Origin of the sequence: Streptomyces verrucosisporus (assembly GCF_017114865.1) — a bacterium.
GTDB lineage: Bacteria > Actinomycetota > Actinomycetes > Streptomycetales > Streptomycetaceae > Streptomyces > Streptomyces fenghuangensis.
In genome coordinates this window covers 117,329-139,495 of the sequence record NZ_JADEYH010000016.1, presented here as the reverse complement: position 1 = coordinate 139,495, position 22,167 = coordinate 117,329, and the positions used below count along the sequence as shown (strand labels likewise).

Here is a 22,167-nt window from a genome sequence, read left to right as displayed (position 1 = left end):
CACGGCCGGACCCCTCGTGTCACGTTCCGCCGCGCGGCGCGTCAGCAGTTCGGTACGCCCGGCAGCTTGGCGTAGGGGTGGTCGATGTAGATGTTGGAGATGAAGCCGCCCTGGTCGCGGAGCTTGCTCCACCAGTTGTTGGTGTAGCCCTCGGCGTTGACGGTGTCGCCCTGCTTCTGGCAGACGACCGTGACGTGGGTGGGACCGGACAGGGTGGTCACCACGGCCGAGGAGAGGTAGGCGTCGGCGCGCACGCGCACGCCCGAGCCCCAGGTCGTGAAGCCGCTCCCGCCACCGCAGCCGTTGTCGCTGGTGAGGTAGTACTGGTGGTAGCCGCCGGGGTAGGCCAGGGCCGAGCCGTTGATGCGGATGTTCTGCCCGACGCCGTTGTAGAGCTGCTCGTAGTGGATGTGGGCGCCGGAGGAGTTGCCGGTGCTGCCGGTGGTGCCGATCTGCTGCCCCTGCCCGACCCAGGCGCCGCTCGACACGGAGAAGGACGCCAGGTGGAAGTAGTACGTCTTCCAGCCGCCACCGTGGTCGACGACGACGTAGTTGCCCGCGCCGCCCGCCTGGTAGTGCCGGGTGGCCGTGCCCGCCGCCGAGGCCAGGACGGGGGCGCCCGCGGTGGAGCCGCCGTCTGCGCGGACGAAGTCCAGCGCGCGGCGCACTTCAGCGGAGTGGTGGCTGTAGGTCCATCTCTGGCCGCAGGCGTAGGGGGCCTTGAAGTTGGGGGCGGCCAGCGTGCCGGCCTCCGCCGCCGCGGCGGCCGGAGCCGCGGTGAGCGTTCCGGCCAGTACGGCCAGCATCCCGGCCAGCGCGGCCAGGAACCGCCGGAGCGGCCGGCGCCGTGAGGCGGGGGGCGTGAGGGATCGCGAAGACATGCGGTGGCTCCTCGTGGTGTGAGGGTGGGGGACGCAGCCCGCGGAACGCGCCGGCCGCCGGCTGCGGGACGGTGGGAACGTAACCGGACCGGCGCCGGCTCACAACGGGCGGCGGGAGCCTTTCGAACCAGCTGGAATGTCTTGCGTGCCAAGGACTCCCGGCCTTCCGAGATGACAGCCGCCGGGTGCCCGGTTCAGGGGACGCGGCCGGCCAGCAGGGCGGTGCCCAGCGGGGTGCGGCGGTGCAGCACGCGCATCCCGTCCCGCCGGGAGGCCGCCAGCCCCGCGTCCCGCAGCACCGCCACATGGTGGCTCACCGTCGACGGCGCCAGGCCCGTGAGGGATGCCAGGCAGGTGGTCGTCACCGGCTCGTCCAGCAATTCCAGCACCCGCGAGCGCGTACCGCCGATCAGCTGCGCCACCGGCGGCGTCGCCTCGTCCCGCCGCAGCCGGGCCAGCCAGCCGGGCGCGGGGGAGAGCGGGTGCACCAGGACCGGCGGCAGTGAGTCGTCCGCCGGCACCAGCGGGGTGCGGACGCAGAAGAAGCCGGGCATCAACGTCAACGCCCTTCCATCCAGCGGTAGTTCACGCTCCACCGGATACGGGGCGCGCAGCGCGTGCCTGCCGCACTCCCACCCCTCGGGCGCGGCGTAGCTCGCCAGCAGCGCCTCCGCGCCCCCGGTCAGGGCGGCCTCGCCCCGGCGGGCGCGGTCGGCCGCGGCCTGCGCCCGGACGGCCGCCAGATACGGGGCCACCGCCACGTCGTGGTAGCGGCGCAGGGCCTCCCCCAGCCAGCGCAGCGCCTCCGCCCCGCCCCCGGCCACCCACCGCACGCTCCGCGGCACCGGACCGCGCACGTACACCCGCGCCAGCTCCTCGGCCAGCCGCCGCCGGGGCGTGGCCAGCACCCGCTCCAGAGCCGTGTCCAGGTCGTCCTCGCCGCAGCCGGGAGTGAGGAAGTCGGGGAAGTACGGGGCCGGCGGGCACAGCCGCATCAGCTCCCGGACCAGCGGGACCATCCGGCGCCGCTCCAGCACGGCGCGCACCTCGTGCCGCCAGGGATCGAAGACGAGCGCGGCCTGCCGGTTCTGCAGCAGGTGCAGACTCAGTACGGCCTCCCACAGCGGATCGGTCCGCCGCGCCACCCGCAACCGGGCCAACTCCCCGCTGTCGAAGCGCACATGCAACATGGCACATCCCGTCGAGGCCGCGGCCCCGCCGGGCCGATTCCAGCGGGAACCTTCCCACCGCCGAACCGGGTTGAACGGTCCCGCGCGACCGTGCCACCGCGTACCCGTGATCGGATCAGTCGCCGCGGTACAGACGGACGGGATCGATCAGCTGCACGGTGGGGTCTTCCTCGGCGAGGCGGCGCAGTTCGCCGGTGAAGCCGGCGCCGCTGTAGCACTGCAGCCGGGTGGTGTCGTGTGCGGTGCCGCGCGCGACGAGGAGGGCGCGGATCTTCCGGAGGCGTTCGAGGTGCCCCATGCCCATGACGTCGTTCCACTTGGCCTCGCCGATGGCGAGCAGTGCCTCGCGGCCGTTGTCGGTCTCGCCGTGCACCGCGACGTCGACTTCGTGGCCGGTCTTCGCGGCGGGATCGTTGACGGTCCCGGCGGTGACCCGGGTGACCTGCCCGCCGTGGGTGGCGGGGGTCGCGTGCCAGCGGGCCCACTCGCGGCAGACCTGCTCGAAGTGCGGGCCGACAACCTTGCTGCGGAAGGTGCACTGGGCGCGGCGCCAGACGGCGGGCGCGCGTCCTGGGCGCTCCAGATCGCCCCAGGCGGGGCGCATGACCGCGTGGTAGAAGGCGATCAGGGGTTCGGCGATGCGGTAGGCGGAGCGGTTGCGGCGGAAGGCGTCGGCCTCGTGGGTGATCATGCCAACGTCATGGAGGACGCTGAGCGGGTGGGCCAGGTCGGTGGACTTGCGGCCGAGGTAGTCGGCGATGCCGCCGCGTGCGGTGTTCCCGGCGGCGATGGCGGCCAGGACGGAGTGGTAGAGCGCGGTGTCGTGGAGCTCGGGCTCCTCCGCGAGCAGATAACGGGCCTCGCGGAAGAGAGGACGGGCGGGGTTGAGGACGGCGCGGGCGACCCACGCGTCGAAGTCCTCGGGGCCGGTGGGGGCGTCCCCCTGTGTGAACTCACGGCGGTAGGCGGGGGTGCCACCGACGATGGCGTGAGTGAGCAGCGCGGTGCGCGGGTCGGTGATCTCCCAGAACTCAGCGGCGAGACGGAAGTCCAGGGTGGGCACGACGAGTTCCAGCCCGGCACGGCCGCGCAGCGGGGCGTTGCCGGCGAGGAGCCCGCCCATGAAGGACAGGGCGGAGCCGCACAGCAGGAGCCGTACGGGAGTGTTGGAGTGCTGGGCGGCGGGGTCGAGGGCGCGCTGGATGATCGAGGGGAGGGCGGGGGAGGCCTTGGCGAGGAAGGGGAACTCGTCGATGACCGCGACGGTGGGGCTGCCTCCGTCGGCGATGCGCATGAGCTCGGTCACCGCCTCGTCCCAGTGGGCGAAGCGGAACGGGGTGGGCTGGCCGCGGTGTCGGGCGAGCGCCTCCCCGAACTGTCGCAGGGCGTCGGCTTCGGTGGTCTCGGTGGCGGTGAACATGAAGCCGCCGCTCGCCCGTGTGACGGCGTCCAGGAGGAAGGTCTTGCCCTGGCGGCGCCGGCCGGAGACCACGCCCAGGGTGGCGCGCGGGCCGGGCAGGGTGGCGAAGCGGGTCAGTTCGGCCCATTCGAAGTCGCGGTCGAACATCTCGGCGGGCTTGTCCACAGTGCACCTCTGCATGAATAGGTGCATCTATTATAACTGGAGTTATTCATGCTGTCGGGACTCGTTCACGATCGGCTGACCGGCGTCCGTTCGAGGACGCTCGACTCGGTGAGGCGCGTATCCCGAACCGCTACCGGCGCGTCCGGCTACGCGGGGCCCGTACCTGACTCCCGGCGGCGCGGGCCGCCTTCCGTCACAGCGGACCTGAACGAGTTCGCCGAGGTCGTCGTGCTCGACCTGACGGGCGGGGGCGTCCCGGGTCCGTGCCAGGTGCTGCAAAGCCCGTCCTACGGATCGAACCTTCCTGTGCAGGCATGCCGCCGTCGCCGAAGATGTACGCGTGACCAACCGCATCAGCACGCTGATCTCAGCCTTCGGCGCCCTCGGCGGCGCGATGTTCCTCTTCATCGGCACAGGTGAGTACCAGGCAGGGGCGTCCGCGCTGTGGGCAGTAGGCGGGGCCCTCGTCTTTCTGATCGCCGTCTACGCACTCGTTCGTGATCTCCCCGCTGCCGGGAAGCCGGTAGCGGGACGAGACGGCGAGGGGCGTGCCCGCTGAGCCTATGAACCCCGGAGAGATCCGGGGCTCTCTGCATGTCCGGGGACTGGTCCGCGCGTGGTCCGAAACCGGGACTCGAACTGGGCGGAAGCGGCTTCCGGCTACTACGGCATTATTGCGTGATCGCTGATATCGGGCCGCCTTCGGCGGCGTCCGGCTGCGCACGTACGAAGACCCCGCACCCAGCGTCGTGGCTGGTGGCGGGGTCTGTCGGTACCTTCTGCGAGGTACCCCCGGCAGGATTCGAACCTGCGCACACGGCTCCGGAGGCCGTTGCTCTATCCCCTGAGCTACGGGGGCCTGTCTGCGGCGGTCGGTTGATCGCTGCGACAGGTAGAACACTACCAGCTTCCCGGGGGTGGATCGGACAGGGTTTGCGGGCGCCGGGCGGGCGGAAAAGGGGGAAAGCCGGACGCGGGCGGAGGTGCGGGCCTACTCTCTGGGGTGTGCCTGGCATGTCCGGCCGGATCCTCGTGGTGGACGACAGTGAGGTCATCCGGCAGCTGATCAGGGTCAACCTCGAACTCGAAGGCTTCGAGGTCGTGACCGCGGCCGACGGTGCCGAGTGTCTGGAGATCGTGGAGCGGGTGCGGCCCGACGTGATCACGCTCGACGTGGCCATGCCCCGGCTGGACGGCCTGCGGACCGCCGAGCGGCTGCGCGCCGGTGAGCGGACGCGCGGTATCCCCCTGGCGATCGTCAGCGCCTGTACGCGGTCGGAGCTGGGGAGCGAGCGGGCGCGGGCGGCGGCGGTGGACGCGTTCGTGGCCAAGCCGTTCGAGCCGGTGGAGCTGGTACGGACGGTGCGGCGGCTGGCCGCCGGCGGGCGCGGCAGCGGCGGTGGGTGCGGGACGGAGCCCGTCGTGGGGCGGCCGGGGTGAGCCCGTGTGGCGCACCGGCCGGGGCCGGCCGGTGTGAGGTGCGTGTCATCCCTTGAAACACGTTCGCGCCTCCCCGCCCTCCCTCCCATACCCTTGACGCGTGACTCCCGCCCAGCTCTCGCGCACTGTGCTGCGCACCGTGCGCCGCGCTGCCGGCGACGGTGCGCTGGGCGAGCTGACCCCGGGCGCGCTGAAGGCGCTGGACGGGCTGCCGGAGCGGATCACCGTGGGGCCCCCGCCGCGGCCGGGCTGCGGGGACTACGCCACCAACGCCGCGCTGCGGCTGGCCGCCGTCACCGGACGGCCCGCCCGGAGCGTGGCCGAGGTCCTGCGGGAGCGGCTGGCGCGCGAGGCCGGCATCGCCGAGGTGGCGGTCGCCGGGCCCGGGTTCCTCAACATCACCGTGGCGGGCGGGGCCCGCGCGGAGCTGGTGGAGGCCCTGGCGGCACGGGACGGGGAGTACGCGCTCGCGGAGCGCACCGACCCCGCGCGCGACGTCTGCGAGTGGGCCGCCGCCACCGGCGTGGAGCCCGGCCCCGGGCTGCTGGAGCAGCGTGAGTCCAACCCCCTCTTCCTCGTCCAGTACGCCCATGCCCGCGCCCGGGCGCTGCTGCGCGGCGCGCGCGCCCTCGGCTTCGCGCCGGAGGCCGGGGCGGGCGGGTATGCCTACGACGCGCCGCGCGAGGCGGATCTGCTGGGGGCGCTGGCCGAGTACGAGCGGATCGCCGCGCTGGGCGACGCCGGCCGGCTCGCCCGCCGTCTGGAGACGGTCGCCGACGGCCTCCTCGGCATACACGCGTCCGTGCTGCCGGCCGGGGAGCACAAACCCCTGGCCGCCCACCGCGCCCGGCTGGCCCTGGCCCAGGCCGCCGGGACGGTGCTGGCCGGCGGCCTGTCCCGGCTGGGCGTCACCGCACCCGTACATCTGTGATGGAGAGCACGAAGCGACCATGAGCCGTTCCGCACACCCCGCCGGGCCCCGCCACGCCGACGTCCTGCCTGAGGGGCACTACACCCCGCCGCCCGCCGACCTCAACGCCCTGGACCCGCGGGTGTGGTCCCGTACCGTCGCCCGCGACGAGCGGGGGGTGACCACCGTCGGGGGGCTGGATGTCGTCGCGCTGGCCGAGGAGTTCGGCACCCCCGCCTACGTCCTGGACGAGGACGACTTCCGGGCCCGCTGCCGCGCCTGGCGCGAGGCCTTCGGCGACGAGGCCGACGTGTTCTACGCCGGGAAGGCCTTCCTGTGCCGCGCGGTGGTGCGCTGGCTGACCGAGGAGGGCCTCAACCTCGACGTCTGCTCCGGCGGTGAGCTGGCCACCGCGCTGGCCGGCGGGATGCCCGCCGAGCGCATCGCGCTGCACGGCAACAACAAGTCCACCGCCGAGATCGAGCGGGCCGTGGAGGCCGGGGTCGGCCGGATCGTGCTGGACTCCTTCCAGGAGATCGCCCGCGTCGCGCACATCGCCGAGCGGCTCGGCAGGCGCCAGCGGGTGCAGATCAGGGTGACGGTGGGGGTGGAGGCACACACCCACGAGTTCATCGCCACCGCCCACGAGGACCAGAAGTTCGGGCTCGCGCTCGCCGACGGGCAGGCCGCCGAGGCGGTGCGGCGGGTGCTGAAGCTGGACAGCCTGGAGCTGGTGGGCATCCACTCCCACATCGGCTCGCAGATCTTCGACATGGCCGGCTTCGAGGTCGCCGCGCGCCGTGTGGTGCAGCTGTTGACCGAGGTCCGCGACGAGCACGGTGTGGAGCTGCCCGAGATCGACCTCGGCGGTGGTCTGGGCATCGCCTACACCCCCGGCGACGACCCGCGCGAGCCCCACGAGATCGCCAGGGCGCTGCACGAGATCGTCGCCCACGAGTGCCGGGCCGCCGGGCTAGCCGCGCCGCGGCTGTCGGTCGAGCCGGGACGGGCCGTCGCCGGTCCGACGACCTTCACCCTCTACGAGGTCGGCACCGTCAAGGAGCTGCCGGGCCTGCGCACCTACGTCAGCGTGGACGGCGGCATGTCCGACAACATCCGCACCGCGCTGTACGACGCCGAGTACTCCGTGGCGCTGGCCTCCCGCGCCTCCGAGGCCGCGCCGATGCTCTCGCGCGTGGTCGGCAAGCACTGCGAGAGCGGCGACATCGTGGTGCGCGACGCCTTCCTCCCCGCCGACCTGGCCCCCGGCGACCTGCTGGCCGTCCCGGCCACCGGCGCGTACTGCCGGTCCATGGCGAGCAACTACAACCACTCCCTGCGGCCGCCGGTGGTGGCGGTCTCGGGGGGCGAGGCCCGGGTGATCGTGCGGCGCGAGACGGAGGAGGACCTGCTCGGCCTGGACGTCGGCTGAGCCCGGTCCGGGCGGCGTCCGTACACCGCCGGACGCCGCCCGGGCATTCGGCCCCTCACCGGGCCGTCTCAAAAACGGAGGATGACGTCTCGCATGCTGGATGGAACGGGGGATCCCGTCATCCGTACGTGAGACTTGAGTCCACAGGACTGTGGAGAAGCGAGGTCTGATGATGCGTACGCGTCCGCTGAAGGTGGCGCTGCTGGGCTGTGGGGTCGTCGGCTCAGAGGTGGCACGCATCATGACGACGCACGCCGAGGATCTCGCCGCCCGGATCGGGGCCCCGGTCGAACTGGCCGGGGTGGCCGTCCGCCGTCCCGGGAGGGTCCGCGAGGGCATAGCGCCCGAGCTGGTCACCACCGACGCCGCCGCCCTGGCGGCCCGGGACGACATCGACGTGGTGATCGAGGTCATCGGCGGCATCGAGCCGGCCCGCACCCTGATCACCACCGCCTTCGAGCACGGCGCCAGTGTGGTCACGGCCAACAAGGCGCTGCTGGCCGAGGACGGCCCGGCCCTCCACGAGGCGGCCGAGAAGCACGGGGCGGACCTCTACTACGAGGCCGCCGCAGCGGCCGCGATCCCGCTGGTGCGCCCGCTGCGCGAGTCCCTGGCCGGTGACAAGGTCAACCGCGTCCTGGGCATCGTCAACGGCACCACCAACTTCATCCTCGACCGGATGGACTCCACCGGCGCCGGGTACTCCGAGGCGCTGGACGAGGCCACCGCCCTGGGGTACGCCGAGGCCGACCCGACCGCCGACGTCGAGGGCTTCGACGCCGCCGCCAAGGCCGCGATCCTGGCAGGCATCGCCTTCCACACCCGCGTCCGCCTGGACGACGTGCACCGCGAGGGGCTGACCGAGGTCACCGCCGCCGACATCGCCTCCGCGCGGCGCATGGGCTGCACGGTCAAGCTGCTGGCCATCTGCGAACGCGCCGCCGACGGGCGCTCGGTCACCGCCCGCGTCCACCCGGCGATGATCCCGCTGACCCACCCGCTCGCCTCCGTCCGCGAGGCGTACAACGCGGTCTTCGTCGAGGCGGAGGCCGCCGGCCGGCTGATGTTCTACGGGCCCGGCGCGGGCGGCGCGCCCACCGCCTCGGCGGTGCTGGGCGATCTGGTCGCCGTCTGCCGCAACAAGCTCGCCGGCGCCCGCGGGCCGGGGGAGTCGGCCTACGCCCAGCTCCCGGTGAGCCCGATGGGCGAGGTGGTCACCCGCTACCACATCAGCCTGGACGTCGCCGACAAACCGGGCGTCCTCGCCCAGTGCGCCACCGTCTTCGCCGAGCACGGGGTCTCCATCGACACCGTGCGCCAGCAGGGCATCGACGGCCCCGGCGACGGTGCGTCGCTGGTCGTCGTCACCCACCGGGCCTCGGACGCGGCCCTGTCGGCGACCGTCGAGGCGCTGCGCAGACTGGACACCGTGCGCGGCGTCGCGAGCACCATGCGGGTCGAAGGGGAATGAGGAAGATGACCGTCACCACCGCCAGCCCTGGCAGCACCAGCACTCCTCGAATGTCCGGCACCCATCAGTGGCGGGGCATCATCGAGGAGTACCGTGACCGGCTTCCGGTCACCGGCGACACCCCCGTCGTCACCCTGCGCGAGGGCGGCACCCCGCTCGTGCCCGCACAGGTGCTCTCCGAGCGCACCGGCTGCGAGGTCCACCTCAAGGTCGAGGGCGCCAATCCCACCGGATCCTTCAAGGACCGCGGGATGACGATGGCCATCAGCCGCGCCAAGGAGGAGGGCGCGAAGGCCGTCATCTGCGCCTCCACCGGCAACACCTCCGCCTCGGCGGCCGCCTACGCGGTGCGCGCGGGGATGGTCTGCGCGGTGCTGGTGCCGCAGGGCAAGATCGCGATGGGCAAGATGGGCCAGGCGCTGGTGCACGGCGCCAGCATCCTCCAGGTCGACGGCAACTTCGACGACTGCCTCACCCTGGCGCGCGGCCTGTCCGACAACTACCCGGTGTCGCTGGTCAACTCGGTCAACCCGGTGCGGATCGAGGGTCAGAAGACCGCCGCGTTCGAGGTCGTCGACATGCTCGGCGACGCACCCGACATCCACGTCCTGCCGGTCGGCAACGCGGGCAACATCACCGCCTACTGGAGGGGCTACCGGGAGTACGCCGCGCCCGGTCCCGACGGCGGGGTCCACGCCTCGCGCACGCCGCGGATGTGGGGCTTCCAGGCCTCCGGCTCGGCGCCCATCGTGCGGGGCGAGCCGGTCAAGGACCCGCGCACCATCGCCACCGCCATCCGTATCGGCAACCCGGCCTCCTGGGAGTACGCGGAGGCGGCCCGCGACGAGTCCGGCGGGCTCATCGACGAGGTGACCGACCGTCAGATCCTGGCCGCCTACCGGCTGCTGGCCGCGCGGGAGGGCGTCTTCGTCGAGCCGGCCTCGGCCGCCTCGGTCGCCGGCCTGCTCAAGGCCGCCGAACAGGGGAAGGTCGACCCCGGCCAGCGGATCGTCTGCACCGTCACCGGCAACGGCCTGAAGGACCCGGACTGGGCCGTGCAGGGCGCTCCGCAGCCGACCGTCGTACCCGTCGACGCGGACGCCGCGGCCGAGCGCCTCGGCCTGGTGTGAGGACACCGGGCCCGTGACGCCCTCCGCGCCGGGTGCGCGCCCGCCAGGGGCCGCACCCGGCACGGGGCGCATCGGCGGCGCGCGACACGCATCGTGCGCCTCCCGTACGCCCTGTACCGCCACCGAACCGTCCTTCGATAGGGTGGGAGTGAAGTCCCGACCTGTCATACGGCATGTGCCAGAGGTCAGTGGACCGGTCCGGCCCCATCCGCGGTTCCCGAAGGCGTCCCGCCGCGCGTCCGCGACCCGCGCCGGCCCGGCGTCCGCCCGCACATCCGACCGAGCATCCGAGCAGCACAGTCCCGCAGTCCCACAGGACAGTCACACCAAGGAGAGTCAACGAGCGATGGCCGGTCCCGCGTTCCGCGCCGCCGCCGTCCGGGTGCGCACCCCCGCCACCAGCGCAAACCTCGGTCCCGGCTTCGACGCCCTCGGTCTGGCCCTCGGCCTGTACGACGACGTCGTGGTCCGCGTCGCCGACTCCGGACTGCACATCGACATCGCCGGCGAGGGCGCCGACACCCTGCCCCGCGACGAGAGCCACCTGCTCGTACGCTCCCTGCGCACGGCCTTCGACCTGCTGGGCGGCCAGCCGCGCGGCCTGGAGGTCGTCTGCGCCAACCGCATCCCGCACGGCCGCGGCCTGGGCTCCTCCTCCGCGGCCATCTGCGCGGGCATCATCGCCGCCCGCGCGGTGACCACCGGCGGCGCCGAGAAACTCGACGACACCGCCCTGCTGGAGCTGGCCACGGAGATAGAGGGGCACCCCGACAACGTGGCGGCCTGCCTGCTCGGCGGCTTCACCCTCGCCTGGACCGACGGCGGCGCGGCGCGGGCGATCAGGATGGACCCGGACCCCGCCGTCGTTCCGGTGGTCTTCGTCCCCGACCGGCCGGTGCTCACCGAGACCGCCCGCGGACTGCTGCCCCGTACCGTCCCCCATGTGGACGCCGCCGCCAACGCGGGCCGCGCCGCCCTGCTCGTCGAGGCGCTGACCCGCCGCCCCGAACTCCTGCTGCCCGCCACCGAGGACCGGCTCCATCAGGAGTACCGCGCCCCCGCGATGGAGGAGAGCGTGGAACTGGTGCACCGGCTGCGCGCCGACGGGGTGCCGGCCGTCATCTCCGGCGCGGGGCCCACGGTCCTGGCGCTGGCGCAGGACGCCACGGCCGACAAGGTCGCGCGTCTGGCGGGCGACGGATGGGCGGCCAACCGGCTGTCCCTCGACACGGCGGGAGCCGGTGTGCTGCCGCTGGCCGGCACGGGCCGGTGACACGAATGCGGGCCTTCGAGAGGGGGAATGTTTGTTGGGTCCGGTAGTGTTAACCTCAAGTCTGCACTCGCAGCCTCCTGGGACGACCCGAGGGCGGTGCGGTGCTCTCCGTGATCCCATGGGTACAGTCCCATACGGGGCCACTCCTTCTTCCGGGAGCCTCCAGAACTGCCTGAGCAGCCTGCCGAGCAGTGCCGAGCTCGCTCCGGAACGGCGTGATTGACGCACGTCATCCCCTCACGCCACACCACGTATTGACTATGTACTGATTCCTCCGCCGTACATCCGGGCGGAACCACCGCCCCGGCCCGGTCGAGACGAAGACCGCCGCCGGACAGCACAACCGGTCGCCGAGCCAGACAGGCCGACGCCCGCTCCAGGGAAGGACCCTTCGTGAGCGATACCACCGATCTGATGGGCGTGGACGCCGCCGAAGCCGCCGCGCCCGCCACGGACGCCCCTGCCGCGCCCGCATCCGGTACCGCCCCCAGGCGTCGCCGCTCCGGCACGGGCCTCGAGGGCATGGTTCTCGCCGAACTGCAGCAAGTCGCCTCCGGTCTCGGTATCAAGGGCACGGCGCGGATGCGCAAGAGCCAGCTGATCGAGACGATCCGGGCCAAGCAGGCCGAGAACGGCTCGGGCTCCGCCCCCGCCGCCGAGGCACCGGCCGCCCCCGCCGAGAGCAAGCCGCGCCGCCGTGCGACCTCCAAGGCGCGTACGGGCGAGAGCGCCGAGGGCGCCGCCGGCGAGGCCGCTCAGCAGCAGATCGACATCCCCGGCCAGCCCGTCAGCGACGAGCCCGCCGGTGAGCGCCGCCGTCGCGGAGGCAAGGGCGCCGAGGGCAGGGGCGCCGAGGCCCCGGCCGCCGCCGAGACCGCCGAGGACAGGCCCGCCGAGGGCCGGGGCGACGGCGGCAGGCAGCAGGACAAGCAGCAGGACAAGCAGGAAAAGCAGCAGGACAAGGGCGACCGCCAGGACAAGGGCGGCGACCGCCAGGGCAAGGGCCGCCAGCGCGACCGCCGCGGCAAGGACGGCGGCCAGCAGCAGGGTCAGGATGGCGGCAACCGCCAGGGCCGAGGCGACCGCGACAACCGCGGCGACCGCGACGACGACTTCGAGGGCGGCCGCCGGGGCCGCCGGGGCCGCTACCGCGACCGCCGGGGCCGCCGGGGCCGCGACGACTTCGCAGCCGAGCCGCAGATCTCCGAGGACGACGTCCTGATCCCGGTCGCCGGAATCCTGGACATCCTCGACAATTACGCGTTCGTGCGCACCTCCGGCTACCTGCCCGGCCCGAACGACGTGTACGTCTCCCTGGCCCAGGTCCGCAAGAACGGCCTGCGCAAGGGCGACCACGTCACCGGTGCGGTCCGCCAGCCGCGCGAGGGCGAGCGGCGCGAGAAGTTCAACGCGCTGGTCCGCCTGGACTCGGTGAACGGCATGTCGCCCGAGAACGGCAAGGGCCGGCCCGAGTTCGGCAAGCTCACCCCGCTGTACCCGCAGGAGCGGCTGCGGCTGGAGACCGAGCCGAACCACCTCACCTCGCGGATCATCGATCTGGTCTCGCCCATCGGCAAGGGGCAGCGCGGCCTGATCGTGGCCCCGCCGAAGGCGGGCAAGACCACGGTCCTGCAGTCGATCGCCAACTCCATCACCCGCAACAACCCCGAGTGCCACCTGATGGTCGTGCTCGTGGACGAGCGGCCGGAGGAGGTCACCGACATGCAGCGGTCGGTCAAGGGCGAGGTCATCTCCTCGACCTTCGACCGCCCGGCGGAGGACCACACCACCATCGCAGAGCTGGCCATCGAGCGGGCCAAGCGGCTGGTGGAGCTCGGCCACGACGTGGTGGTGCTGCTGGACAACATCACCCGCCTGGGCCGCGCCTACAACCTGGCCGCCCCCGCGTCGGGCCGCATCCTGTCCGGCGGTGTCGACTCCACCGCGCTCTACCCGCCGAAGAAGTTCTTCGGCGCCGCGCGGAACATCGAGGACGGCGGCTCCCTGACGATCCTGGCCGCCGCGCTGGTCGAGACCGGCTCGCGGATGGACGAGGTCATCTTCGAGGAGTTCAAGGGCACCGGCAACATGGAGCTCAAGCTCGACCGGAAGCTCGCCGACAAGCGGATCTTCCCGGCGGTGGACGTCGACGCGTCCGGCACCCGCAAGGAGGAGATCCTGATGGGCGCCGATGAGCTGGGCATCGTCTGGAAGCTGCGGCGCGTCCTGCACGCGCTCGACCAGCAGCAGGCCATCGAGCTGCTGCTGGACAAGATGAAGCAGACGAAGTCGAACGCCGAGTTCCTGATGCAGATCCAGAAGACGACGCCGGCGCCCGGCAACGGCGACTGACCGGCGTCCGCCGCAGCACGGCACGGCGAGGGCCGCCCCACCGCACACGGTGGGGCGGCCCTCGCCGTGTGTCACCAGCCGTCACCACCCTGCCGCCGCCGTGTCCCTCCGGCCCGCCTCCGCGGCCCGCCCCCGGGGGGGAGGCGCGGAGTGATCAGGCTCGTTGGGGGTACGCCGTCGCAAGTGGGAAGGGAGGCCCCTCGTCGGCCGCTGCCCGCCCGGCCCGGCCCGGCGGCCCCGGCGGGCGCCGGACGGCCCCGCGACAGCCCCCGCACGACAGGGGAGACGTACGGCAGACGAGGAACGACATGGCGGACGAGGACACCACCACCGGTGGCGGGGAGAGCGGCGGACAGGAACGCCCGGGCCCGCGCCCGCGGCGGCGCAGGGGGCTGTACGCGGCCGCGTGGGCCGCGGTCGGCGTCCTCGTGCTGGCCGGGGCCGGACTCGGGCTCGTCTACTCCAGGATCGACGGCAACATCGCCGGCGTCGACATCGACTCCGTCCTGGGTCCCGACCGGCCCGCCGACGTCCCCGACGGCACGCTGGACATCCTGGTGCTCGGCTCCGACACCCGTGCCGGGGACAACTCCCGCTACGGCCGCGACGACGGCACCGCCCGCTCCGACACCGCCATGATCGTCCACGTCAACAAGGCGCACGACCGGGCGTCCATCGTCTCCATCCCTCGCGACACCCTCGTCGAGCGGCCCGAGTGCGAGAAGACGGGCGGTGGCACGGCGCCCGCCGCCCGGCGCGCGATGTTCAACCAGGCGTACGAGATCGGCGGCCCGGCCTGCGCCGTCAAGACGGTCGAGTCGATGACCGGAATTCGCATGGACCACTACGTGGAGCTCGACTTCGACGGCTTCGAGAAGGTGGTCGACGAACTGGGCGGGGTGGAGATCACCGTCACCGAACCGATCGAGGACGAGGACAGCCGGCTGGAGCTGGAGCCGGGACGCCACACCCTGGACGGGGAGCGGGCCCTGGCCCTGGTCCGTACCCGCAAGGGCGTGGGCAACGGCAGCGACCTGGGCCGCATAAAGCTCCAGCACGCCTTCGTCGGGGCCCTCGCCGACCGGGTGGGGGAGGTCGGGGTGTTCTCCGACCCCAAGAAGACCTACGACCTCCTCGACGCCGTCACCTCCCACCTCACCACCGACGCGGCCCTGGCATCGGTTTCGGACCTGGCCGGTCTGGCCGGGGCCGTGAAGGGCATCGACTCGCGGGACATCGAGACGGTCACCCTGCCGGTGCGCTACTCCTCCGCCGATCCCAACCGGGTGGTGCCGATCGGGGTGCAGACGGAGCGGATCTGGGACGCGCTCAAGACGGACCGGCCGATCCCCGACTCCGCCACCAAGGGGTCCGCGGCCCGGGAGGCCACGGAGGCCGAGGACGCGGTGGAGGCGGAGGGAGCCGGAGGAGGCGGATAGGCCGGGATGCGGGGGAGGCCGGGGACGCCGGGGACCGCGGGGGAATAGCATCCTCCGCCACCTGGTTTTGGGAGGTGCGGCCAGTAGTGGCAGACTGGTGCGTCGGTCCCGGTTCACGCACAGGCAGCCATCCCCGTCGCCCGACCGTCGGGTGCGAGGAGCCGGTGCGACCCGGAACCCTCCCGATACCTAGGAGAGACCTTGAAGCGCGACATCCACCCGGAGTACGTGGAGACCCAGGTCAGCTGCACCTGCGGAAACTCCTTCACCACCCGTAGCACCGTCACCGACGGCACCATCCGCGCCGACGTGTGCTCCGCGTGCCACCCGTTCTACACGGGCAAGCAGAAGATCCTCGACACCGGTGGCCGTGTGGCCCGCTTCGAGGCCCGCTTCGGCAAGAACGCCGGGTCGAGGAACAAGAAGTAGCGACCCCGAACGCCGGTCCTCGGCCGTCCCCCAGGGAGGGCCGGACCGGCGTTTTGCCGTCCCGGCAGCCCTCTCCCCATACGAAGGACTCAACGATGTTCGAGGCGGTCGAGGAACTGATCGGCGAGCACGCCGACCTCGAGAAGCGGCTCGCCGATCCCGCCGTCCACGCGGACCAGGCCAACGCCCGCAGGCTGGGCAAGCGCTACGCCGAGCTGACCCCGGTCGTGGGCGCGTACCACGACTGGAAGCGCACCGGCGACGACATCGCCACCGCCCGGGAGCTGGCCGCCGACGACCCTGACTTCGCCGCCGAAGTCAAGGAGCTGGAGACCCGGCGCGAGGAGCTCACCGAGCGGCTGCGGCTGCTGCTCGTCCCGCGCGACCCCAGCGACGACAAGGACGTCATCCTGGAGGTCAAGGCGGGCGAGGGTGGCGAGGAGTCCGCGCTGTTCGCCGGCGACCTGCTGCGCATGTACCTGCGCTACGCCGAGCGGCAGGGCTGGAAGACCGAGATCATCGAGGCCAACGAGTCCGACCTCGGCGGCTACAAGGACGTCCAGGTCGCGGTGAAGGCCAAGACCACCGCCGAGCCGGGCCAGGGCGTGTGGGCCCGGCTGAAGTACGAGGGCGGCGTCCACCGCGTCCAGCGGGTGCCCGCCACCGAGTCCCAGGGCCGCATCCACACCTCCGCCGCGGGCGTCCTGGTCCTGCCCGAGGCCGAGGACGTCGACGTCGAGATCAACCCCAACGACCTGCGCATCGACGTCTACCGCTCCTCCGGCCCCGGCGGCCAGTCCGTGAACACCACCGACTCCGCCGTCCGCATCACCCACGTGCCCACCGGCATCGTCGTCTCGTGCCAGAACGAGAAGAGCCAGCTGCAGAACAAGGAGCAGGCGCTGCGCATCCTGCGCGCCCGCCTGCTGGCGGCGGCCCAGGAGGAGGCGGAGAGGGAGGCCTCCGACGCGCGCCGCAGCCAGGTGCGTACGGTGGACCGGTCGGAGCGGGTGCGCACCTACAACTTCCCGGAGAACCGGATCTCGGACCACCGGGTGGGCTTCAAGGCGTACAACCTGGACCAGGTGCTGGACGGCGACCTGGACGCGGTGGTCCAGGCGTGCGTGGACGCCGACTCCGCGGCCAAGCTGGCCGCGGCTCAGTAACCGTGCGGCGCCCCGGGGCGGGGCGCGCAGGGACGGGTGGAGGACGAGGAACGTGAACGTACTGCTCGCCGAGGTGGCCCAGGCCACCCAGCGGCTCGCCGACGCCGGAGTGCCCTCCCCGCGCTTCGACGCGGAGGAGCTGGCGGCGTACGTGCACGGCGTCAGGCGGGGGGAGCTGCACCGCGTCGCCGACGCCGACTTCGACGCCCGCTACTGGGAGGCCGTCGCCCGCCGCGAGGCCCGCGAGCCGCTCCAGCACATCACCGGCCGGGCCTTCTTCCGCTACCTGGAACTCCGGGTGGGCCCGGGGGTGTTCGTGCCGCGCCCCGAGACCGAGTCCGTGGTCGGCTGGGCGATAGACGCCGTACGCGCCATGGACGTCGCCGAGCCCCTGATCGTCGACCTGTGCACCGGGTCCGGAGCCATCGCGCTCGCACTCGCCCAGGAGGTGCCGCGCTCGCGCGTGCACGCCGTGGAACTGGACGAGGGGGCGCTGGAGTGGGCCCGGAGGAACACCGAGGGCTCCCGTGTCACCCTGCACCACGGCGACGCGACGGCTGCCCTGCCCGAGCTGGACGGCCAGGTCGACCTCGTCATCTCCAACCCGCCCTACATCCCGCTCACCGAATGGGAGTACGTCGCCCCCGAGGCACGTGACCACGACCCGCAGATGGCGTTGTTCTCCGGCGAGGACGGACTGGACGTCATCCGCGGCATCGAACGCACCGCGCACCGCCTGCTGCGCCCCGGCGGCCTGGTCGTCGTCGAACACGCCGACACCCAGGGCGGCCAGGTCCCCTGGATCTTCACCGAGGACCGCGGCTGGGCGGACGCCGCGGACCACCCCGACCTCAACAACCGGCCCCGTTTTGCCACAGCCCGCAGGGAGGTGCCGTAAATGGCACGGCGTTACGACTGCTCCGACGCGACCGACCGCGCGACCGGCCTGCGCGAGGCCGCCTCGGCGGTCCGCCGAGGCGAACTCGTCGTGCTGCCCACGGACACGGTCTACGGCATCGGCGCCGACGCCTTCACCCCGGAGGCCGTCGGCGACCTGCTGGAGGCCAAGGGACGCGGGCGCGGCATGCCCTCGCCCGTCCTGATCGGCTCCCCCAACACCCTGCACGGCCTGGTCACCGACTTCTCCGAGCAGGCGTGGGAGCTGGTGGACGCCTTCTGGCCCGGCGCGCTCACCCTCGTCGCCCGCCACCAGCCGTCGCTGACCTGGGACCTGGGCGAGACCGGCGGCACGGTCGCCGTCCGCATGCCGCTGCACCCGGTGGCGATCGAGCTGCTGACCGAGACCGGCCCGATGGCGGTGTCGTCGGCCAACCTCACCGGCCACCCCGCCCCGCAGACCTGCGACGCCGCCCAGGAGATGCTGGGCGACTCCGTCGCCGTCTACCTCGACGGCGGCCCCACCCCCGACTCCGTGCCCTCCTCGATCGTCGACGTCACCGGCCCGGTGCCCAGGCTGCTGCGTGCGGGCGCGATCAGCGCGGAGGAGCTGCGCAAGGTCGTACCCGGCCTCGAGGCCGCCAGTTGACCCCGCCCACCGGGGCGTCCGAGGAGCATGGCATACCGGTCTTCCGCATCCTCCACGTCTCCACCGGAAACGTCTGCCGCTCGCCCATCACCGAGCGGCTGACCAGGCATGCCCTGGTGGCCAGACTCGGCGACGAGCGGGCCGGCGGGCTGGTGGTGGAGAGCGCGGGGACATGGGGGCACGAGGGCGCGCCGATGGAGGAGCACGCGGCGGAGGTCCTGCTGGAGTACGGCGCGGACCCGTTCGGCTTCCTCGGCCGCGAACTGCTGGACGAGCACGTCATCAGGGCCGACCTGGTGCTGACCGCCACCCGCGACCACCGGGCGCAGGTGATCTCCATGGGGCACTCGGCGGGGCTGCGCACCTTCACCCTCAAGGAGTTCACCCGCCTGGTGCGGGCCATCGATCCCGCCACCCTGCCCGGGCCCGACGCCGACGGCGGGGTGGTCGGGCGCGCCCGTGCCCTGGTGCGGGCCGCCGCGGCGCTGCGCGGCTGGCTGCTGGCGCCCAGCGCGGAGGCCGATGAGGTCTACGATCCCTACGGCGCCCCCATCACCTACTTCCGCAGTGTCGGCGAGGAGATCAACGCGGCGCTGGATCCGGTGGTCACGGCCCTGACGGGGGTCCCGGCGCGGACGTGAGACCGTACCGGGCGGTCACACGTCCGCACGCCGGCCGGTGCCGGCCTGTGCCGGGCGCGCGACCGTCCGCACCGGACCGTTGTCTAAGGTGTGGTGTCCCGGGCGTGAGCCCGGGGAGCCCGCGAGAGTCATGGGGAATCCGTGCGTGAATACCTGCTGACGCTGTGCGTCACGGCCGCGGTCACCTACCTCCTCACCGGTCCGGTGAGGAAGTTCGCGATCGCGGCGGGCGCGATGCCCGAGATCCGTGCCCGGGACGTGCACCGCGAACCGACGCCCCGGCTCGGCGGCATCGCCATGTTCGGCGGGCTGTGCGCGGGTCTGCTGGCCGCCTCCCAGCTCACCAACGTCGGCGATGTCTTCCGGCTCTCCGACGAGCCCCGCGCGCTGCTGGCCGGCGCCGGCCTGATCTGGCTGCTGGGCGTCCTGGACGACAAGTGGGGCGTGGACGCGCTGATCAAGCTCGGCGGCCAGATGATCGCGGCGGGCGTGATGGTCTGGCAGGGCCTGACGATCCTGTGGCTGCCGGTGCCGGGCGTGGGCAACGTCGCGCTGACCCCGCTGCAGGGCACGCTGCTGACGGTGGCGGTGGTCGTCGTCACCATCAACGCGGTCAACTTCGTCGACGGCCTGGACGGCCTGGCCTCGGGCATGGTCGGCATCGCGGCCGCGGCGTTCTTCATGTACGCCTACCGGATCTGGTACGGCTACGGCATCGAGGCCGCGGCCCCCGCGACGCTCTTCGCCGCCGTTCTGATGGGCATGTGCCTGGGCTTCCTGCCGCACAACATGCACCCCGCGCGGATCTTCATGGGTGATTCCGGGTCGATGCTCATCGGCCTGGTGCTGGCCGCCGGGGCGGTCTCCATCACCGGGCAGGTGGACCCGGACGTCATCACCGACACCACCGGCTCGGTCAAGACCACGGTCCAGACGATGGTGCCGGTTTACATGCCGGTGCTGCTGCCGCTGACGATCATCGCGGTGCCCATCGCCGACCTGGTGCTGGCGGTGGTGCGGCGCACCTGGCGGGGCCAGTCGCCGTTCGCCGCCGACCGCGGCCATCTGCACCACCGGCTGCTGGAGATCGGCCACTCCCACAGCCGCGCGGTGCTGATCATGTACTTCTGGTCGGCGCTGATCGCCTTCGGTGCGGTGGCCTTCTCGGTGCGCTCCTCCAGCCTGGTCATCGTGCTCGCGATCGTGCTGCTGAGCGCGGTGGGGCTGGTGATCCTGCTGCTGCCGAGGTTCACCCCGAGGGTGCCGGACTGGGCGCAGCGGCTCGTGCCGCCGCGCTACCGCGCCCGCCGCGGGCCGGCCGAGCGGCCGGGGGAAGGGACCGACGGCGCGGACGAGGGCCCCGCGCGGACCGGCCCGGAGACCGGGCGGCGGCCCTCGGGGGCGACGGCGCTCGGTGAGTACGATCGCCTGGTGCGCGACGGCCGCCCCACTGCCGACAACCGCTCCTAGCAGTCCCGCCGTCGTTCGTCACCGCGGAGTACCGCCGGCTGACCCGCTCGTGTGACAGTCCGCACACGAACTAGGTAAAGACCTCATCAAATAGTTTGTGATACCGTTCACGAGTCCGGCGAGAAGGCCGGTGGCCTCCAGTGCCCCCGATCCGCGAGTCCGTTCCGCCGGGCGACCACAGCTTTCGAAGGTCACGCACCGCCCCCCGTAGACCACCCTGCTGGAGCAGCGTTTATGCAGTCGAACGACGCCCGGATCCTTCGTGGCGCCGCGATTCCCTCAGCCGGTGCCGGCCTGGTCGGCGTGATCGTCGGCGCGGTCGTCTCGGGAGGCGAGGGCGCCCTGGGAGCAGGCCTGGCCACCGTGGTGGTCCTCGCGTTCTTCGGCGCGGGCCTCCACGTGCTCGGCCGGGTCGGACGACAGTGGCCCGAACTGCTCCTCGGAGCGGGATTCCTGGTCTACACGACCCAGGTGATCGCCATGTTCGTGGTGATGAGGCTCCTGCGGGACGCCACCTTCATGGACGGCCGCGTGTTCGGCTTCACGGTGCTTGCCTGCCTCCTGGTGTGGCTCGCCGCCCAGGCGTGGACGCACACCCGGCTCAAGACCCCGTACGTGGAGCCCTCCGGGACCGGCAAGGCCTCCCCGGGCTCCCCCGCAGCGGAATCCCGCGCGTGACCGCGAACAGCGCGAAGGCTCCGGGCAGGGGCGGTGGAAAGCCGCACCCGCCGGGCTGCTATCGTCCGACGCCGAGAGGGCCGCGAGCCTTGGCGAAGGCGCTGTGCGGGACAGCGCCGGACGCTCCTCGCCTCTTCACGGGGCCGTCCTGTCGCATAGTCGGCCGGTCCCTTCCCGCCCACCCCAGTCCAGTGCCGCCCCGTGGCCCAGCGCCATGCCGACACCCCGAGGTAGCCGTACCCATGCGTCCGACCGAAGGAGCTCGCGGTGAGTAGTGACCAGTTGCTCGCCTTCGAGGTTGACTGCCACCTGTTCAAGGACTGTGGCTTCCAGGCCCCCAGTGTGTGGTCGTTCATCTTCGACCCGATCTTCGAGGTCGGCGGGTTCGAGTTCAACAAGCCGATGCTCCTCGCGCTCATCGGCACGGCCGCGATCCTCACCTTCTTCTGGGCGGCCTTCTCCAAGCCCAAGGTGGTCCCCGGCAAGCTGCAGATGGTCGCCGAGGCGCTGTACGAGTTCGTGCGCCGGGGCATCGCCCGGGAGGTGATGGGGAAGAAGGGCGACGCCTTCATCCCGCTCCTGGTGTCGCTGTTCTTCTTCGTGTGGATGCTGAACCTCTGGGCGATCATCCCCATCGCCCAGTTCCCGGTCAGCTCGGTCATCGCCTACCCGGCCGGCCTCGCGGTCGTCGTCTGGATCACCTACATGACGGTGACCTTCAAGACGAACGGTTTCGTCGGCGGTATCCGCAACCTCTGCGTCCCCAGCGGGCTGCCGAAGCCGATCTACGTGCTGCTCACGCCGATCGAGTTCATCTCCAACATCTTCGTGCGGCCCTTCACGCTGGCGGTCCGGCTCTTCGCGAACATGTTCGCCGGCCACATCCTGATCCTGATCTTCACGATCGCCACCTGGTACATGCTCGGTACCTTCCTCGGCACCCTCTACGCGACCGCCTCGTTCGCGATGACCGTGGTGCTGACGGTCTTCGAGCTGTTCATCCAGGCGCTGCAGGCCTACGTCTTCACCGTGCTGACCGCCACCTACCTCTCCCAGGCCCTGGAAGAGGCGCACTGACCGGACCGGTACCGCGGTCCAGCCCAGCCACCACCCGCCCAACCCCAGACGTCCGGT

General features: G+C 72.4%; 20 protein-coding genes and 1 tRNA gene. 17 read left to right on the top strand and 4 right to left on the bottom strand.

From position 1 onward, the window contains the following. Positions 1 to 41: 41 nt before the first annotated feature. From IQ279_RS18335 to IQ279_RS18325, 3 genes are all read right to left on the bottom strand, one after another. On the bottom strand, positions 42 to 881 hold the full coding sequence (locus tag IQ279_RS18335; protein WP_206349658.1) for a M23 family metallopeptidase: 840 nt from the start codon (positions 879 to 881) through the stop codon (positions 42 to 44). Positions 882 to 1,075: 194 nt separating this feature from the next. Next, on the bottom strand, positions 1,076 to 2,071 hold the full coding sequence (locus IQ279_RS18330; RefSeq protein WP_206349657.1) for an ArsR/SmtB family transcription factor: 996 nt from the start codon (positions 2,069 to 2,071) through the stop codon (positions 1,076 to 1,078). Positions 2,072 to 2,186: 115 nt separating this feature from the next. Then, positions 2,187 to 3,671: an AAA family ATPase gene (locus tag IQ279_RS18325; RefSeq protein WP_241028321.1), complete on the bottom strand. Its 1,485-nt coding sequence runs from the start codon at positions 3,669 to 3,671 to the stop codon at positions 2,187 to 2,189. A 325-nt stretch (positions 3,672 to 3,996) separates the two neighbouring features. Between IQ279_RS18325 and IQ279_RS18320 the strand changes: the two genes are divergently transcribed. After that, complete coding sequence (locus IQ279_RS18320; RefSeq protein ID WP_206349655.1) at positions 3,997 to 4,215, top strand: hypothetical protein; 219 nt, start codon at positions 3,997 to 3,999, stop codon at positions 4,213 to 4,215. A gap of 228 nt (positions 4,216 to 4,443) precedes the next feature. Here IQ279_RS18320 and IQ279_RS18315 read toward each other — a convergent pair. Beyond that, positions 4,444 to 4,515, bottom strand: a tRNA-Arg gene (locus IQ279_RS18315). A 155-nt stretch (positions 4,516 to 4,670) separates the two neighbouring features. Here IQ279_RS18315 and IQ279_RS18310 point away from each other — a divergent pair. The 16 genes from IQ279_RS18310 to atpB all read left to right on the top strand — a co-directional run bounded on the left by IQ279_RS18310 (position 4,671) and on the right by atpB (position 22,110). Next, positions 4,671 to 5,096, top strand: coding sequence for a response regulator (locus IQ279_RS18310; protein ID WP_206349668.1), 426 nt, complete (start codon positions 4,671 to 4,673; stop codon positions 5,094 to 5,096). Positions 5,097 to 5,196: 100 nt separating this feature from the next. Next, complete coding sequence (locus IQ279_RS18305) at positions 5,197 to 6,027, top strand: DALR anticodon-binding domain-containing protein (protein ID WP_206349653.1); 831 nt, start codon at positions 5,197 to 5,199, stop codon at positions 6,025 to 6,027. Between the two features lie 19 nt (positions 6,028 to 6,046). Beyond that, positions 6,047 to 7,438, top strand: a complete 1,392-nt coding sequence (gene lysA, locus IQ279_RS18300) for a diaminopimelate decarboxylase (protein ID WP_206349651.1) — start codon at positions 6,047 to 6,049, stop codon at positions 7,436 to 7,438. Between the two features lie 172 nt (positions 7,439 to 7,610). Then, positions 7,611 to 8,909, top strand: a complete 1,299-nt coding sequence (locus IQ279_RS18295; RefSeq protein WP_206349666.1) for a homoserine dehydrogenase — start codon at positions 7,611 to 7,613, stop codon at positions 8,907 to 8,909. Positions 8,910 to 8,959: 50 nt separating this feature from the next. Further along, on the top strand, positions 8,960 to 10,039 hold the full coding sequence (gene thrC / locus IQ279_RS18290; protein WP_206349664.1) for a threonine synthase: 1,080 nt from the start codon (positions 8,960 to 8,962) through the stop codon (positions 10,037 to 10,039). Between the two features lie 346 nt (positions 10,040 to 10,385). Then, entirely contained in the window at positions 10,386 to 11,312 is a 927-nt protein-coding gene (gene thrB / locus IQ279_RS18285) for a homoserine kinase (protein ID WP_206349649.1), read from the top strand. 393 nt (positions 11,313 to 11,705) lie between these two features. Beyond that, the gene (gene rho, locus IQ279_RS18280) at positions 11,706 to 13,664 is read left to right on the top strand and encodes a transcription termination factor Rho (RefSeq protein WP_206349647.1); all 1,959 of its coding nucleotides are present in this window, start codon (positions 11,706 to 11,708) and stop codon (positions 13,662 to 13,664) included. Positions 13,665 to 13,972: 308 nt separating this feature from the next. Further along, entirely contained in the window at positions 13,973 to 15,103 is a 1,131-nt protein-coding gene (locus IQ279_RS18275; RefSeq protein WP_206349645.1) for an LCP family protein, read from the top strand. 201 nt (positions 15,104 to 15,304) lie between these two features. Further along, complete coding sequence (gene rpmE, locus IQ279_RS18270) at positions 15,305 to 15,532, top strand: 50S ribosomal protein L31 (protein WP_093661957.1); 228 nt, start codon at positions 15,305 to 15,307, stop codon at positions 15,530 to 15,532. 95 nt (positions 15,533 to 15,627) lie between these two features. Continuing rightward, complete coding sequence (gene prfA / locus IQ279_RS18265; RefSeq protein WP_206349643.1) at positions 15,628 to 16,698, top strand: peptide chain release factor 1; 1,071 nt, start codon at positions 15,628 to 15,630, stop codon at positions 16,696 to 16,698. Positions 16,699 to 16,750: 52 nt separating this feature from the next. Beyond that, entirely contained in the window at positions 16,751 to 17,596 is an 846-nt protein-coding gene (gene prmC / locus IQ279_RS18260) for a peptide chain release factor N(5)-glutamine methyltransferase (RefSeq protein WP_206349641.1), read from the top strand. Continuing rightward, positions 17,597 to 18,244, top strand: coding sequence for an L-threonylcarbamoyladenylate synthase (locus IQ279_RS18255; protein WP_093847679.1), 648 nt, complete (start codon positions 17,597 to 17,599; stop codon positions 18,242 to 18,244). Beyond that, positions 18,241 to 18,885 carry an arsenate reductase/protein-tyrosine-phosphatase family protein gene (locus IQ279_RS18250; RefSeq protein WP_206349639.1) on the top strand — a complete coding sequence of 215 codons (645 nt, stop codon included), beginning with the start codon at positions 18,241 to 18,243 and terminating at the stop codon, positions 18,883 to 18,885. Before IQ279_RS18255 ends, IQ279_RS18250 begins: the two co-directional genes overlap by 4 nt. A 141-nt stretch (positions 18,886 to 19,026) precedes the next feature. Next, on the top strand, positions 19,027 to 20,355 hold the full coding sequence (locus tag IQ279_RS18245) for an MraY family glycosyltransferase (protein WP_206349637.1): 1,329 nt from the start codon (positions 19,027 to 19,029) through the stop codon (positions 20,353 to 20,355). A 234-nt stretch (positions 20,356 to 20,589) separates the two neighbouring features. Continuing rightward, a complete protein-coding gene (locus IQ279_RS18240) occupies positions 20,590 to 21,033 on the top strand; it encodes a Cg1360 family ATP-synthase-associated protein (protein WP_206349636.1) in 444 nt (147 codons plus the stop codon). A 267-nt stretch (positions 21,034 to 21,300) separates the two neighbouring features. Beyond that, on the top strand, positions 21,301 to 22,110 hold the full coding sequence (atpB, locus tag IQ279_RS18235) for a F0F1 ATP synthase subunit A (protein ID WP_206349634.1): 810 nt from the start codon (positions 21,301 to 21,303) through the stop codon (positions 22,108 to 22,110). The last annotated feature ends 57 nt before the right edge of the window (positions 22,111 to 22,167 follow it).

What these genes read in the sequence shown, in the direction of transcription:
- IQ279_RS18335 (WP_206349658.1), bottom strand. Translation starts at nt 881, where the DNA reads ATGTCTTCGCGATCCCTCACGCCCCCCGCCTCACGGCGCCGGCCGCTC.
- IQ279_RS18330 (WP_206349657.1), bottom strand. Translation starts at nt 2,071, where the DNA reads ATGTTGCATGTGCGCTTCGACAGCGGGGAGTTGGCCCGGTTGCGGGTG.
- IQ279_RS18325 (WP_241028321.1), bottom strand. Translation starts at nt 3,671, where the DNA reads ATGCAGAGGTGCACTGTGGACAAGCCCGCCGAGATGTTCGACCGCGAC.
- IQ279_RS18310 (WP_206349668.1), top strand. Translation starts at nt 4,671, where the DNA reads ATGTCCGGCCGGATCCTCGTGGTGGACGACAGTGAGGTCATCCGGCAG.
- lysA (WP_206349651.1), top strand. Translation starts at nt 6,047, where the DNA reads ATGAGCCGTTCCGCACACCCCGCCGGGCCCCGCCACGCCGACGTCCTG.
- IQ279_RS18295 (WP_206349666.1), top strand. Translation starts at nt 7,611, where the DNA reads ATGCGTACGCGTCCGCTGAAGGTGGCGCTGCTGGGCTGTGGGGTCGTC.
- thrC (WP_206349664.1), top strand. Translation starts at nt 8,960, where the DNA reads ATGTCCGGCACCCATCAGTGGCGGGGCATCATCGAGGAGTACCGTGAC.
- thrB (WP_206349649.1), top strand. Translation starts at nt 10,386, where the DNA reads ATGGCCGGTCCCGCGTTCCGCGCCGCCGCCGTCCGGGTGCGCACCCCC.
- IQ279_RS18275 (WP_206349645.1), top strand. Translation starts at nt 13,973, where the DNA reads ATGGCGGACGAGGACACCACCACCGGTGGCGGGGAGAGCGGCGGACAG.
- prfA (WP_206349643.1), top strand. Translation starts at nt 15,628, where the DNA reads ATGTTCGAGGCGGTCGAGGAACTGATCGGCGAGCACGCCGACCTCGAG.
- IQ279_RS18255 (WP_093847679.1), top strand. Translation starts at nt 17,597, where the DNA reads ATGGCACGGCGTTACGACTGCTCCGACGCGACCGACCGCGCGACCGGC.
- IQ279_RS18240 (WP_206349636.1), top strand. Translation starts at nt 20,590, where the DNA reads ATGCAGTCGAACGACGCCCGGATCCTTCGTGGCGCCGCGATTCCCTCA.